The organism is Halomonas sp. A11-A (genome assembly GCF_003182195.1).
Lineage (GTDB): Bacteria > Pseudomonadota > Gammaproteobacteria > Pseudomonadales > Halomonadaceae > Halomonas > Halomonas alkalicola.
The window spans coordinates 45533-60136 of the sequence record NZ_QGTM01000001.1 but is presented as its reverse complement, the minus strand read 5'-3'; the positions used below and the strand labels follow the sequence as shown (position 1 = coordinate 60136).

Annotated in this window: 13 protein-coding genes; 11 read left to right on the top strand and 2 right to left on the bottom strand. The window is 68.6% G+C overall.

Features of this window, described 5'->3' with window-relative positions; all coding sequences use genetic code 11:
• Nucleotides 1-19: 19 nt before the first annotated feature.
• A complete protein-coding gene (locus DER72_RS00245; protein WP_110068008.1) occupies nucleotides 20-1105 on the bottom strand; it encodes a 3-deoxy-7-phosphoheptulonate synthase in 1086 nt (361 codons plus the stop codon).
• Between the two features lie 341 nt (nucleotides 1106-1446).
• Here DER72_RS00245 and rpoE point away from each other — a divergent pair, with 341 nt between their 5' ends.
• The 11 genes from rpoE (at nucleotide 1447) to acpS (ending at nucleotide 11912) form a co-directional block, all read left to right on the top strand.
• The gene (gene rpoE, locus DER72_RS00240) at nucleotides 1447-2052 is read left to right on the top strand and encodes an RNA polymerase sigma factor RpoE (protein ID WP_110068007.1); all 606 of its coding nucleotides are present in this window, start codon (nucleotides 1447-1449) and stop codon (nucleotides 2050-2052) included.
• Between the two features lie 194 nt (nucleotides 2053-2246).
• A complete protein-coding gene (locus tag DER72_RS00235) occupies nucleotides 2247-2936 on the top strand; it encodes a sigma-E factor negative regulatory protein (protein ID WP_110068006.1) in 690 nt (229 codons plus the stop codon).
• A 16-nt stretch (nucleotides 2937-2952) separates the two neighbouring features.
• Complete coding sequence (locus tag DER72_RS00230; protein ID WP_110068005.1) at nucleotides 2953-3945, top strand: MucB/RseB C-terminal domain-containing protein; 993 nt, start codon at nucleotides 2953-2955, stop codon at nucleotides 3943-3945.
• A 110-nt stretch (nucleotides 3946-4055) separates the two neighbouring features.
• Nucleotides 4056-5480, top strand: coding sequence for a DegQ family serine endoprotease (locus tag DER72_RS00225; protein WP_110068004.1), 1425 nt, complete (start codon nucleotides 4056-4058; stop codon nucleotides 5478-5480).
• 158 nt (nucleotides 5481-5638) lie between these two features.
• The gene (lepA, locus tag DER72_RS00220) at nucleotides 5639-7456 is read left to right on the top strand and encodes a translation elongation factor 4 (protein ID WP_110068003.1); all 1818 of its coding nucleotides are present in this window, start codon (nucleotides 5639-5641) and stop codon (nucleotides 7454-7456) included.
• A gap of 27 nt (nucleotides 7457-7483) precedes the next feature.
• Nucleotides 7484-8287 (top strand): signal peptidase I, encoded by an 804-nt coding sequence (lepB, locus tag DER72_RS00215; RefSeq protein ID WP_110068002.1) that lies wholly within the window; start codon nucleotides 7484-7486, stop codon nucleotides 8285-8287.
• 79 nt (nucleotides 8288-8366) lie between these two features.
• Nucleotides 8367-9071: a ribonuclease III gene (gene rnc, locus DER72_RS00210; protein WP_110068001.1), complete on the top strand. Its 705-nt coding sequence runs from the start codon at nucleotides 8367-8369 to the stop codon at nucleotides 9069-9071.
• Nucleotides 9068-9967 (top strand): GTPase Era, encoded by a 900-nt coding sequence (gene era / locus DER72_RS00205; RefSeq protein ID WP_110068000.1) that lies wholly within the window; start codon nucleotides 9068-9070, stop codon nucleotides 9965-9967. Before rnc ends, era begins: the two co-directional genes overlap by 4 nt.
• 6 nt (nucleotides 9968-9973) lie before the next feature.
• Nucleotides 9974-10675 (top strand): DNA repair protein RecO, encoded by a 702-nt coding sequence (gene recO / locus DER72_RS00200; protein WP_110067999.1) that lies wholly within the window; start codon nucleotides 9974-9976, stop codon nucleotides 10673-10675.
• 37 nt (nucleotides 10676-10712) lie between these two features.
• Entirely contained in the window at nucleotides 10713-11531 is an 819-nt protein-coding gene (gene pdxJ / locus DER72_RS00195) for a pyridoxine 5'-phosphate synthase (RefSeq protein ID WP_110067998.1), read from the top strand.
• A gap of 3 nt (nucleotides 11532-11534) precedes the next feature.
• Nucleotides 11535-11912 carry a holo-ACP synthase gene (gene acpS, locus DER72_RS00190; RefSeq protein ID WP_110067997.1) on the top strand — a complete coding sequence of 126 codons (378 nt, stop codon included), beginning with the start codon at nucleotides 11535-11537 and terminating at the stop codon, nucleotides 11910-11912.
• Here the strand turns inward: acpS and DER72_RS00185 are convergent.
• The gene (locus DER72_RS00185) at nucleotides 11909-14590 is read right to left on the bottom strand and encodes an ATP-binding protein (protein ID WP_110067996.1); all 2682 of its coding nucleotides are present in this window, start codon (nucleotides 14588-14590) and stop codon (nucleotides 11909-11911) included. The two genes, acpS and DER72_RS00185, sit on opposite strands and share 4 nt — an antisense overlap.
• Nucleotides 14591-14604 lie beyond the last annotated feature (14 nt).

Below are 14604 nucleotides of genomic sequence, written 5' to 3'. Positions count from 1 at the left end.
CGTTCAGGAGGCGCCTCGATTACGCCGGCTGCGCCTCGAGCCGCTTGGCCAGCACCGGGGCGAGCTTCTCGTTCATCGCCTTGAAGGCGCGCTCGGTGGTGTCCCAGTCGATGCAGGCGTCGGTGATGGAGACGCCGTACTGCAGCTGGCTGAGGTCCTCGGGCACCTTCTGGGCGCCCCAGCCGATGTTCGACTCCACCATCAGGCCGATGATCGAGCGGTTGCCCTCGAGGATCTGGTTGGTGACATTCTCCAGCACCAGGGGCTGCAGTGCCGGGTCCTTGTTGGAGTTGGCGTGGGAGCAGTCGATCATGATGTTGGGCTTGATGCCGGCCTTCCTGAGCTCCTGCTCGGCCAGGGCCACGCTGACGCTGTCGTAGTTGGGCTTGCCGTTGCCGCCGCGCAGCACCACATGGCCGTAGGCATTGCCGCGGGTGCGGATGATCGCCACCCGGCCGGCATAGTCGATGCCCAGGAAGTTGTGCGGGTGGGCCACCGACTGCAGGGCGTTGACCGCCACCTCCAGGCTGCCGTCGGTGCCGTTCTTGAAGCCGACCGGGCAAGAGAGACCGGAGGACATCTCGCGGTGGGTCTGGGACTCGGTGGTGCGCGCCCCGATGGCCGACCAGCTGATGCAGTCCTGGATGTACTGCGGCGAGATCGGGTCCAGCGCCTCGGTGGCCAGGGGCAGGCCCATTTCGGCCAGCTCCACCAGCAGCCGGCGGGCGATGTGCAGGCCCTCCTCGATCTCGAAGGAGCCGTTGAGGTGCGGGTCGTTGATCAGGCCCTTCCAGCCCACGGTGGTGCGCGGCTTCTCGAAGTAGACCCGCATTACGATGTAGAGGCTCTCCTTCACCTCGTCGGCCAGGCGGCGCAGGCGGCGGGCGTAGTCGAGGGCGGCATCCACATCGTGGATGGAGCAGGGGCCCACCACTACCAGCAGGCGGGGGTCTTCGCCGTCGAGGATGCGCTGGATGGTCTCGCGCCCTTCGATGACGGTGCGCTCGGCGGCTTCGGTGAGGGGGATCTCCTGCTTCAGGGCCTCGGGAGTGATAAGGACGTCCTGGGAGAGGACGTTGAGGTTGCTGACCTGCTGATCTGTCATTCGGCTACCTGTGTGTCGTGTCTGCGCTGATGGCCCCGGGGGCGAGGAATCGTTTTTCCCCTACTATACACCGGTGGGGCCGCATCAGATCAATCACGGAACCCTCGCCGGGGCCTGCTGGTCACAGCGCGGTTCGCCCTGGCGATGCCACGATGACCCGCCCCGGGTTGATGGATGGCCAGGAAAAGGGAACACTTGTGCGACTTTGGGCTACGGCCTCCGGAATTTTTGCTGCCCCTTCAGGGCTTCGGGTTGATGCCATGCACGCACTCTTCAACATGACCGTCGCTCCCCGAGCGCACTCGTCACGCTCTCCTCGCCGTCTGTCGGGGAGGCCGTGAATGGGTGACAGGGAGACCGACCAGCAGCTCATCGAGCGCGCCCAGAAGGGCGACAACCAGGCCTTTGACCTGCTGGTGAGGAAGTACCAACACAAGATTATCGGCCTGATCGGGCGCTACGTCCACGACCATGCCGAGGTGCAGGACGTGGCCCAGGAGGCCTTCATCAAGGCCTACCGGGCACTGGGCAAGTTTCGCGCCGAGAGCGCCTTCTATACCTGGATGTATCGCATCGCCATCAACACCGCCAAGAACCACCTGGTCTCCCGAGGCCGCCGTCCGCCGGGCAGCGACCTGGATATCGCGGATGCCGAGATCGTCGACCACAGCGGACGCCTGGCGGATTCCGAGACGCCGGAGGCGGCCATGGCCCGCGACCAGCTCGAGGCGGCGGTTTTCGAGGCGATCGACAATCTGCCCGATGACCTGCGCACGGCGATCACCCTGCGTGAGCTCGAGGGGCTCTCCTACGAGGATATCGCCAACATCATGCAGTGCCCGGTGGGCACGGTGCGTTCGCGGATCTTCCGCGCCCGGGAGGCGGTGGACCAGCACATCCAGCCGTTGGTCACCACCTCCCGCAACCGCGAGACCGTGGAGGAGTAGGGGCGACAGGGGCGGCTGCACACTTTTTGCCGATTGGCTGAACTGTCGATCGCCTTTGACGTCAGAAGCTATGTTCGACCCGCCTGCCAGGCGGAGATTGCGTCGGCATTCCCGGCCCATTCCGGGAATGCCGATTCCAGGCTGAAATCGAGGGAGCAGGGCGGAGCGTCCTGCCACTGTAGAGGGTGTTGAGAATGAGTCAGAACGCACGGGAGTCGCTTTCTGCCCTGATGGATAACGAGGGGGACGAGCTGGAGCTGCGCCGAGTGCTCAAGGCGCTGGAGGCCTCCCCCGATGCCGCCGAGGCGTGGCGGCGTTATCACCTGATGCGCAGCCTGATGCGTCGGGAGCCCGATATCGACGTCGCCACCGATCTCTCCGCCGGCATCATGGCGCGCCTCAAGGACGAGCAGCCGCCCCGGATGGATGCTCCTGCTCCCACCACCCGCCGCTCGTTGCCCTTCGCGCGCAGCGCCGGCATCGCCGCCGCGGTCTCGCTGATGGTCATCACCGGCGTGCAGTTCTACGGGGGCGGCGGCTCCGATGGTACTCAGCCGAGTGTCGCCGGCGGCAGCGCCACTCAGCCAGCACCCGCCAGCCTGGCGGCCGGCGAGAGTGCCGCGCCTCCCTCGCTGGTCAACCTGCCCCTCTTCCAGCTGCCTCAGGGCGCCGGACAGGGCCTGATGACCGTGGGGGCCGGCGCTGACGCCTCCCCCATGTTCATGGCGCCGGGGCAGCGCCAGTCGCTACTCATCGACGAGGAGCAGGCCCGCCTGCTGCAGTCCTACCTGGATCGCCACGCCGAGGGGGCCGCCTACCGCAGCGGCGATACCTGGATGCCGCTGCTGCGCGCCTCCGGCGCCGACGGTCTCGGTCAGCGCTGAGCGCAGCGGGGTGACGATGAGTGCGTCACGTCTGTGCCTCCTCGCCGCGAGCTGCCTGAGTGGCCTGCTGTTCAGCAGCGCCCTGCTGGCCGCCCCGATGGCCGCCCCGATGACAGAGACCAATGGGCCCGGGGAGGAAGCCTTCGATTGCCGGAGCCTGGCCGAGGCCGAGGCCCCCGAGACGGCCCGGCAGTGGCTCGAGCGCAGCCTGTGGGCGGGCCACTGCTACCTCTACGATGCTCATGCCGTGCGCATCGGCCACGATGGCGTGCGTACCCTGACCCTCAGCCACGATGTGCGTGATGGCATCGAGCGTGGCGTGGCCAGCTACCTCGATGGTCCGCCCATGGTATTCGAGCGTCGCGGGCGCATCGGGCGGCTGGGCGGGTCGGGGGAGGGCGGCGAGGCGCTGCCGTCCCCGGCCGGCATCGCCGAGCGGGTCGACGGCCTCTACCGCCTGCAGCTCGGTGGCGAGGAGCGCATCGCCAACCGCCGCGTCCTGCGTCTGGACATCGCCCCCCTGGACAGTTTCCGCTTCGGGCATCGTCTGTGGCTCGACCAGGCCACCGGCCTGACGCTCAAGCAGTCGCTGCTCGACGAGACCGGGCGCCCCCTTGAGACCTTTCAGCTGACGGCGCTGGAGCGTCCCCGCCTCTATCAGGGCGAGGTGCGTCTCGACCGCCTGCGCGAAGCCCCGGCAGACCCCTGGCGGCTGGGCTGGCTGCCCGACGGCTTCGCCCCCCAGCCGACGGATACCCGCAGTGCCCGCCATGGCGAAGGTGTCATCCATCGCCTCTACAGCGATGGGCTCGCCACCCTCAGCCTGTTCGTGGCGCCCATCGACGAGGTGGAGCTGCTGGCGCCGGGCCTGCATCGCCTGGGCGTCTCCAACGCCGCGGTGCGCCATCGCGACCTGGGTGGTGAGCCGCGCCAGCTGGTGGTGATGGGCGAGCTGCCGCCCCGTGTGCTGCTGCGGGTTGCCGACAGCCTGGTGTGGGAGGCGCCCTGATGAGGCTTGTGAAGGCCGCTCATCGCTCCTATCTTCCTGTTATGACATGACCCTCATCGCCAACCGATATCTTGGATATCCGTCGTTCCGACCCATCGCAGGAGCCCTTCATGAAGCGCATGATCCGACCCCTTTCCCTGTGGATGCTACTCGCCGCGACCTTGCTGGCCTGGCAGTCGGCTGCGGCCCGGGGGCTGCCCGACTTCACCGAGCTGGTGGAAGAGGCCGCTCCTGGCGTCGTCAACATCTCCACCACGCGCATGGTGCAGAGCCGCAACAACCCTTTGCAGGGCTTCGGCGGTCAGGAGCTGCCGGAGATCTTCCGCCACTTCTTCGGCGACCGCTTCCCCATGCCGCCCGGCATGGAGCAGGGCCCCGGCCGCTACCAGGAGCGCCAGTCGCTGGGTTCCGGCTTCATCATCAGCGAGGACGGCTACATCATGACCAATGCCCACGTGGTCGATGGCGCCGACGAGATCGTGGTGCGCCTCAACGACCGGCGTGAGCTGGCCGCCGAGCTGGTGGGCAGCGACGAGCGCACCGACGTGGCGCTGCTCAAGGTGGAGGCCGAGAGCCTGCCGCCCCTCAAGCTGGGCAATTCCGATACCCTTCGGGTGGGGGAGTGGGTGGCCGCCATCGGCTCGCCCTTCGGTTTCGACCACTCGGTGACCGCCGGCATCGTCAGTGCCATCGAGCGTACCCTGCCGCGAGACGCCTACGTGCCCTTCATCCAGACCGACGTGGCGATCAACCCCGGCAACTCCGGCGGCCCGCTGTTCAATCTCGACGGCGAGGTGGTCGGTATCAACTCCCAGATCTTCACCCGCAGCGGTGGCTTCATGGGGCTCTCGTTTGCCATTCCCATCAACGTCGCCATGGACGTGGCCGACCAGCTGCGCGATGACGGCCAGGTGCGCCGCGGCTGGCTCGGGGTGATGATCCAACCGGTCTCCCGGGACCTGGCCGAATCCTTCGGCATGGACAGCCCCAGCGGGGCGCTGATCGCCGACCTGGACCCCGAGGGCCCGGCCGCCCGCGGTGGCCTGCAGGCCGGCGATGTCATCCTCGAGGTGGACGGCAGCCGCGTGCACGACTCCAGCACCCTGCCGCGCCTGATCGGCCGCACCGCGCCGGGCAGCGAGGTGGAGCTCGAACTGATGCGCGACGGCCAGCGTCGCCAGTTCACCGTCACCGTGGGTGACTGGCCCGACGCCGAGCGGGCCACCGCCAGCCGCCCACAGGAGAGTCGCCAGGCCCGCCTGGGTATCTCGGTGGGGGAGCTCGAGCGCGCCGAGCGTGAACAGATCGGCATCGAGGGCGGCGTGCGGGTGCTCGAGGTCGACCCCCGCGGTGCCGCCGCCGCGGCCGGCATCCGTCCCGGCGACATCTTGGTCAGCATCGACCATCGGGCCATCACCGGCGCCTCCCAACTGGTCGAGCTGGTCAGCGAACTGCCCACCGATCGTGCCGTGCCGGTGCGCCTCTACCGCGCCGGCCGTTCGCTGTTCGTGGCCCTGCGCCTGGCCGCCGACTGAGTCCTCCCTGGGCGCCACCCGGACCCGGCGGCCATGGCCGCCGGGTTCGCTGTATCTGGACGGCGCATGCCGGTACAATGTCGCCCGAACCCGGCCCTTTGCCGGCGGTCGCGTGCCGCCTGGCCCGGCCAGAACCCTATTCAGGCAGAACACACTCGATGTCCCAAGACACCGCATCCGACAAGCTCAAGCATATCCGGAACTTCTCGATCATCGCCCACATCGACCACGGCAAGTCGACCCTGGCCGACCGTCTGATCCAGAGCTGTGGCGGGCTGTCCGAGCGCGAGCTGAAGGAGCAGGTGCTCGATTCCATGGACCTGGAGCGCGAGCGCGGTATCACCATCAAGGCCCAGTCGGTGACCCTGGACTACCACGCCCAGGACGGCAACACCTACCAGCTCAACTTCATCGACACCCCGGGGCACGTGGACTTCTCCTATGAGGTCTCGCGCTCGCTCTACGCCTGTGAAGGGGCGCTGCTGGTGGTCGACGCCGCCCAAGGCGTCGAGGCGCAGTCGGTGGCCAACTGCTACACCGCCATCGAGCAGGGGCTCGAGGTGCTGCCGGTGCTCAACAAGATGGACCTGCCCCAGGCAGACCCCGACAAGGTCGCCCATGAGATCGAGGAGATCATCGGGCTGGATGCCACCGATGCCTGCCAGGTCTCGGCCAAGAGCGGCCTGGGCATCGATGCTCTGCTGGAGCGCCTGGTGCGCGACATCCCGCCGCCCAAGGGGGACCCCGACGCCCCCCTGCAGGCGCTGATCATCGACTCCTGGTTCGACAACTACCTGGGCGTGGTCTCCCTGGTGCGGATCTTCGACGGCACCCTGAAGAAGGGCGAGAAGATCCGCATCAAGTCCACCGGCCGCGATTGGCAGGCCAACGAGGTGGGCATCTTCACCCCGCTGCGCAAGGAAACCGGGATCCTGCGTGCCGGCGAGGTGGGCTTCGTGGTGGCCGGCATCAAGGACATCCACGGCGCCCCGGTGGGGGATACTATCACCCACGCCAAGACCCCGGACGTCGAGCGCCTGCCCGGCTTCCAGAAGGTCAAGCCCCAGGTCTACGCCGGCATGTTCCCGGTCAGCGCCGACGACTACGAGGATTTCCGCGACGCTCTGGAGAAGCTGGCGCTCAACGACGCCTCCCTGGAGTACGAGCCCGAGAACTCCGACGCGCTGGGCTTCGGCTTCCGGGTCGGCTTCCTCGGCACCCTGCACATGGAGATCATCCAGGAGCGCCTCGAGCGCGAGTACAACCTGGACCTTTTGACCACGGCGCCCACGGTGGTCTACGAGCTGGCGCTGAAGAACGGCGACGTCATCTACGTCTCCAACCCCTCCAAGCTGCCCGACATGGCCGACGTGGAGGAGATGCGCGAGCCCATCGTGCGCGCCAGCATCCTGGTGCCCCAGGAGTTCGTTGGCAACGTCATCGCCGAGTGCGAGAATCGCCGCGGCACCCAGAAGGACATGCAGTTCCTCGGCAGCCAGATCCAGCTGATCTACGAGCTGCCCATGTCCGAGGTGGTGATGGACTTCTTCGATCGCCTGAAGTCGATCTCCAAGGGCTATGCCTCCCTGGACTACAACTTCGAGCGCTTCGAGGCCGCCAAGCTGGTGCGCCTGGATGTGCTGATCAACGGCGACCGGGTGGATGCCCTGGCGGTGATCATCCACCGCGATCATGCCCACTCCCGGGGGCGCATCCTGGTCGAGAAGATGAAGGAGCTGATTCCGCGCCAGATGTTCGATGTGGCGATCCAGGCGGCCATCGGTGGCCAGGTGGTGGCCCGCTCCACCGTCAAGGCGCTGCGCAAGAACGTCACCGCCAAGTGTTACGGTGGCGACGTCAGCCGCAAGAAGAAGCTGCTCGAGAAGCAGAAGGCGGGCAAGAAGCGCATGAAGCAGGTCGGCCGGGTGGAGATTCCCCAGGATGCCTTCCTCGCCGTGCTCAAGGTCAATGACTGATTTTAACCGCTAGGAACGCATACCCCCATGGATTTCTCCCTGCTGCTGGTAGTGGCCGTGGCCATCACCGGCCTGATCTGGCTGCTGGATCTCGTGTGGTGGCGCCCCGCCCGCCGCCGCGCTGCGGCCAACGCCGAGGCCGGCACCACCGAGGGGCTCGATCCCGTCGCCCGCGAGAAGGTGCTCAAGGAGCCCTGGCCGGTGGACTACTCGCGCTCCTTCTTCCCGGTGCTGCTGGTGGTGCTGGTGCTGCGCAGCTTCGTGGTGGAGCCCTTCCAGATCCCCTCCGGCTCCATGCGCCCGACGCTCGAGGTAGGCGATTTCATTTTGGTCAATAAGTTCACCTACGGCCTGCGCCTGCCGGTGGTGCACACCCGCATCGTCGAGTTCAACGAGCCGGAGCGCGGCGACGTCATGGTGTTCCGCTTCCCCAACGAGCCGTCGGTGAATTTCATCAAACGGGTCGTCGGCCTGCCGGGCGACACCGTGCGCTACGAGGGCAAGCAGCTCTACGTGAACGGCGAGCCGGTGCCCAAGCGGCTGCTGGAGGATAGCCCCGCCGGCGCGCCGGGCGAACTGCTGCTGGCCGAGCGGCTGGGCGATGTCGAGTACCGGATCTACAATAACCCCCGAGACCCGGGCCCGCAGATGCGCGAGGTGGTAGTGCCGGAAGGCCACTACTTCACCCTGGGCGACAACCGCGACCACTCCAACGACAGCCGCTACTGGGGTTTCGTGCCGGAGGAGAACATCGTCGGCCGGGCGTTCGCGGTGTGGATGCACTGGGACGGCGGCCTGCCCAGCTTCTCAAGCGTGCGCCGCATCCAGTGAGCCTCCATGCCGCCGGCGGCAAGGGCCGCCGTCCGCGGGCCACCTCGGCGCCGATAAGACATCAGACAACAGGATATCCGTGAGCCACTCCCTCAACGCCTTCAGCCGACGCCTCGGCCACGCCTTCAGGGATCCCGCCCTGCTGGAACTGGCCATGACCCATCGCAGCGTCGGCGGGCAGAACAACGAACGCCTCGAGTTCCTTGGCGACTCCATTGTCAACTTCGTGATCGCCGAGGCGCTGTTCCGGCGCTTCCCGGACGCCCGCGAAGGGCAGCTCTCGCGCCTGCGTGCGCGCCTGGTCAAGGGCCAGACCCTGGCCGAGCTGGCCCGCGAGATGGGCTTCGGCGAGCACCTGCGGCTCGGTTCCGGCGAGATGAAGAGCGGCGGTCATCGCCGCGAGTCGATCCTCGCCGATGCCGTGGAGGCGGTGATCGGCGCCATCTACCTGGACGCCGGCATGGAGGCGGTGCGCGCCCGGGTGCTCTCCTGGTATGCACCGCGGCTGGAGAGCACCAGCCTGCAGGATACCCAGAAGGATCCCAAGACCCGCCTGCAGGAGTTCCTGCAGTCCCGTCAGGTGCCGCTGCCCCGCTACGAGGTGGTCAACGTGGAGGGCGAGGCGCACGCTCAGACCTTCACCGTGGAGTGTCACGTGGAGATGCTCGAGCAGCACACCACCGGCGAAGGGGCCAGTCGGCGCCACGCCGAGCAGCAGGCCGCCGAGAAGGCCCTGGCCCTGCTGGAACCCGTCAGGGCCAACGCACCGGGAGCACGACCATGACCCAGACCTGCGGCTTCGTGGCCATCGTCGGTCGCCCCAACGTCGGCAAGTCGACGCTGATGAACCGGATCCTCGGCCAGAAGATCTCCATCACCTCGCGGCGTCCCCAGACCACCCGCCATCAGGTGATGGGCATCAAGACCGAGGGGGAAGCGCAGTTCATCTACGTCGACACGCCCGGCATCCATATCATGGCGAAGGATCGCAACAAGGCGATCAACCGCTTTATGAACCAGGCGGCGACCCAGGCCCTGCGCGACGTGGACTGCGTGGTGTTCATCATCGACCGTACCCGCTGGAGCGACGAGGACCAGATCGTGCTGCAGCGCCTCGAGCACGTCACCGCGCCGGTGATCCTTGCGGTCAACAAGGTCGACCGGCTGCAGGATAAGGCGAGCCTGCTGCCCTGGCTCGAGGAGATCGGTGCCAAGCGCGACTTCGCCGCCATCGTGCCGATCTCCGCCAAGCACGGCACCAACGTGCCGGAGCTGGAGGCCGAGGTGGCAAGGCACCTGCCCGAGAGCGTGCACTTCTTCCCCGAGGACCAGGTCACCGACAAGAGCCAGCGCTTCCTGGCCGCGGAGCTGGTGCGCGAGAAAGTGATGCGCCAGCTCGGCGACGAGCTGCCCTACCAGATGACCGTGGAGATCGAGGAGTTCCGCGACGAGGGGCGGGTGGTGCACATCAGCGCCCTGATCCTGGTGGAGCGGCCCGGGCAGAAGAAGATCCTGATCGGCGAGAACGGCGAGCGCATCAAGAGCATCGGCCGCGAGGCGCGCCTGGACATGGAGCGCGCCTTCGGTGCCAAGGTGATGCTCAACCTCTGGGTCAAGGTGAAGCGCGGCTGGTCTGACGACGAGCGGGCGCTGAAGAGCCTGGGCTACAACCTCGACTGAGGCGCCATGACGCCTGAACCGGCCTTCCTGCTGCACCGGCGCCCCTACCGAGAAACCAGCGCCCTGGTGGAGCTTTTGACCCTGCACCACGGGCGGGTGCGGGCGGTGGCCCAGGGGGTGCAGCGCCCCGGTTCCCGCTCCCGGGGGCGCCTGCAGCCCTTCGCGCCGCTCTACCTCACCTGGGCGGGTGAGGGGGAGCTCAAGCGCCTTCGCCTGATGGAGAGCCGCGGCTCCGCGGCGCTGCTGGCCGGCGAGGGGCTGCTCTGCGGGCTCTATGCCAACGAGTTGCTCACCCGCACCCTGCCGGTGGAGCTGCCGGTGGCCGAGGTGTTCGCCTTCTACACGGCGCTGCTCGAGGCCCTGCCCAGGCCGGATGCCCGCGCCGCCGGCCTGCGTCGCCTCGAGGTGGCGCTGCTCGAGGCGCTCGACGCCCTGCCGCGTTTCACTACCCCGGACGGCGGCGAACTGGACCCCCAGTCGCGCTATGTGCTGGATGCGGCCAGCCGTGCCTTTCGCCCCAGCAAGCCGGGCCTGGATGGCCGCACCCTGCGCCTGCTGGCGGCCGGGGACTGGGACGCCCCGGGCCTCGCGGGCCCCGCCAAGGCGGTCACCCGGGCGGCGCTGGCGCCGCTGTTGGGCGCCCGCCCCTTGCGCTCCCGGGAGCTGATGGCCCAGCTTGTCGAGCGCCGCCGGGCTGGGCCACACTGATTACCTCCTGATTTCCCGCCTATTCAAGGATCGTGCCATGCATCCCCCCCGACTCCTGCTCGGCGTCAATATCGACCATATCGCCACCCTGCGTCAGGCCCGCGGTACCCGCTACCCCGACCCGGTCCAGGCGGCGCTGCTGGCCGAGGAGGCCGGCGCCGATGGCATCACCGTGCATCTGCGTGAGGATCGCCGGCACATCCAGGAGCGCGATGTGCGCCTGCTGGCCGAGGTGCTCAACACCCGCATGAACCTGGAGATGGCGGTCACCGAGGAGATGATCCGCCTGGCCGAGGAGGTCCGCCCGGCCCACGTCTGCCTGGTGCCCGAAAAGCGCGAGGAGCTGACCACCGAGGGCGGCCTGGACGTGGTGGGGGGCTTCGCGGCGATCCAGGCCGCCTGCCAGCGCCTGGCCGCGGCCGGCTGCGAGGTGTCGCTGTTCATCGACCCCGAACCGTCACAGATCGAGGCGGCGGCTCGCGCCGGCGCCCCGGTGATCGAGCTGCACACCGGCGCCTATGCCGAGGTGACCGGCGAGGCGGCGGTCAAGGAGCATGCGCGGCTCGCGGCGGCCGTGGAGATGGCGCTGGAGCTGGGGCTCACCGTCAATGCCGGCCACGGCCTCAACTACCACAACGTGGAGGCCATCGCCGCCATCCCCGGTCTGCACGAGCTCAATATCGGTCATGCGATCATCGCCCGTGCGCTCTTCGTCGGGCTCAAGGAGGCGGTGGCCGAGATGAAGCGGCTGGCCATCGCCGGCCAGGAGGCGGGCTTCGTGGCCTCGCTGGAGGAGCATGACCACGACCATGACCATGACCATGATCATGACCCTCACCACGATCATCAGCACTGAGCCATGATCCTCGGCATCGGTACCGACATCGCCAGGGTCGAGCGCTTCGAGCGGGCGCTGGCGCGACACGGCGAGCGGCTGGCGCTGCGGCTGCTGGGCGAACTGGAGCGTGAACGCCTGACGGGGCATCCGGCGCCGGCGGCCTTCCTGGCCAAGCGTTTCGCCGCCAAGGAGGCCTTCGTCAAGGCGCTGGGAACCGGCCTACGGCTGGGCATGCGCTGGACCGAGATCCAGGTCACCAACGATGCCCTGGGCCGGCCCTCACTGCTGCTGTCGGGCAAGGCCCACAAGATGGCGCTGGCCGCCGGGGTGCGGGCGACCCACCTGTCGATCAGCGACGAGGAGGCGCTGGCGATCGCCTTCGTGGTCCTGGAAGGCTAGCTGTCGCCGGGCCTGGCCTGTGGCTTCGCCCAGGCGCGCAGGTCCGCCATGGCGGCGAAGAGGTCGTCCATCAGCGGTATCACCGCCTCCCGGCCACGGGTGCGCAGCCGGGTCTCCAGGGACTCGGCGATCAGCCCCAGCCGCGGGGCCCCGCAGTAGCGGCAGGCCCCGTTGAGGGCGTGGATGCCGTCCAGTAGCGCCTCGTCGTCGCCCTCCTCCAGGGCGCGGCGCAGGGCGGCTTCATTGTCGTCGAGCCCCCCCGCCAGGCGCACCAGCAGCTCCCTGGCAAGCGCGACCCGCCCCCCCGCCAGCCGTGTGCCGAGTTCCAGGTCCACCGTGGGCAGCTCGCCGTCGTCGGCGATCAGCACGGGCGCCTCCTCCCGCGGTGGCGAGGCGGCCTCGTCGCCCTCCGGCAGGGCGACATCCAGATGCCGGTGCAGGGCGCTGCGCAGCTCGGTGGCGTCCAGCGGCTTCACCAGCACATCATCCAGCCCGCTGGCCAACAGCCGGTGGCGCTCCTCCTCCAGCATGTGGGCAGTGACCGCCACCACCGGGGTGGTGCGCCAGGGGCCGCCCAGGCGGCGCAGCGCCCGAGTGGCGGCCACGCCGTCCATGCCGGGCATGCGAATATCCATCAGCACCAGGTCGAAGGGGTGCTGTCGGGCCAGGGCCAGGGCCTCCTCGCCGCTGGCGGCCAGGCTTACCTCGATGCCGGGGCCTGCCAACAGCTCGCGCAGCAGCAGGCGATTCGACTCGGTGTCATCCACCGCCAGCAGGCGCAGCACCGAGGGGGGCGACAGCTCCCGCGGGGCGGCCGATGTCGAGCCTTCGCCTGCGTCCAGGAGGCCCGCCACGACGCTGGCCAGGGTGCCCCTGGCCACCGGCTTGGCGAGGATCTCGCCGCCGTGGGGCAGCGGCAGGCTGGGCAGGTCGAGCGGGCTGGCATTGGCCAGCAACAGCGTCGGGCAGTCCAGCTCGGCCAGTCGGCGCTGCCAGGCCGCCGCCTCCTCCGGGGTCAGCGGCGTGTGGGGTAGACTGGCGACCAGCAGGGCCGGGGGGCCGTTCTGGGCTGGCGGGGTCGTGTCGCCCAGCGGTTGGGCGCCCCAGCGGGAAAAGAGATGGTGCAGGGCGCGGCGAGTGGCGGGGTGGGGCTCCTCGATCAGGACCCTCTGCCCGTCGAGCTCAAGCTCGGGGGGGCGCTCGCTGAGGTCGCTGCCCTCCAGCGGCAGGGTGAAGGAGAAGGTGGCGCCCTGGCCGGGCTCGCTCTCCACGCCGATCTCGCCGCCCATCTGTTCGACCAACTGGCGGCAGATGGTTAGCCCCAGTCCACTGCCGCCGAACTCCCGGGAGTGGCTGGGCTCGGCCTGGTGGAAGGCCTGGAAGAGACGGCGCTGGCGCTCCGGGGAGAGGCCGATACCGGTGTCGGTGACGCTGATCCTCAGGATGACGCGGCCGGGGTCAGCCTGTTCCACCATCACCCGTACCACTACCTCGCCCTGGTGGGTGAACTTCACCGCGTTGTGCACCAGGTTGGTGAGCACCTGCTGGATGCGCATCGGGTCGCCGGTGAGCACGCTGGGCACATCGTCATAGACCAGGCCCAGCAGCTGCAGCTCCTTCTGATGGGCCAGCGGTGCCTGCAGGCCCAGCACCTCATCCACCAGGGCCACCATGTCCAGCGGAAGGCGCTCGAGTTCCAGGCGCCCGGCCTCGAGCTTGGAGAAGTCGAGCACGTCGTTGACCAGCATCAGCAGGTTGCTGGAGGCGCGCTGGACGTGTTCCAGCCATTCGCGCTGACGCGGCTCCAGCTGCGAGCGGTCGAGCAGGCGGCAGAAGCCGATGATGCCGTTCAGCGGGGTACGGATCTCGTGGCTCATGTTGGCCAGGAATTCCGACTTGATGCGGTTGGCCTCCACGGCACGGCGATGGGCGATGTCCAGTTCGATGTTCTGGACCTCGATGGTCTCCATGGACTCCTCGAGCTCGGCGGTGGCCTGCTCGATCTGGCGCTGCGTTTCCAGGTGCGCCCGGGCCAGGTGGCTGGCCAGGGCGTTGACCCGTTCGGTGAGGCCGGCCAGCTCGCCGGGCGAGGGGGCGAGCTCGGGGGGGCTCTCGCCGCGGGCCAGTTGGGAGAGGGCCTCATCCACGGCTCGCAGGGGAAGGACGAGGCGCCGGTGGGTGGCAAAGGTCAGCCCCCCCAGCAGCAGGGCGGCGATCCCCAGCAGCAGGGCCGTCAGGCCGATCTGGCGATAGTGGTCGAGCAGCAGCCGGCTGGCATCCACGTCGAGCACCAGCCAGGTCGGTTCGGTGCCGGACAGCGGCGTCTGCAGTCGCCATTCGGTGGCCTGCTGTTCGAGGTGGCGGTGGCCGTCGCGCGGCAGGCCGGACGGTGAGCGCAGCCGGCCCAGCTCCAGCAGCGTCTCGCCCCGGGCATCGATGATGCCGAGTGCGCGAACCTCGTCGAGTTCCAGCAGTCGCGCCGCCGTGGCCTCCCGCTGTAGGGCGTCATCGGGGCTGCCCAGCTGGGGCGCTAGCAGGTCAACGGCGTGATCGAGGCGGGCCCGCAGCTGATCGCTGTGGTGCGAGCGGTGCAGCGACAGGGTCGTGGCGGCAAGCAGCAGCATCAGCAGCCAGGGGACGACCAGGCCGGTCATCAGCAGGCGGAACTTCAGGGACATCGACAGGCTCTCTG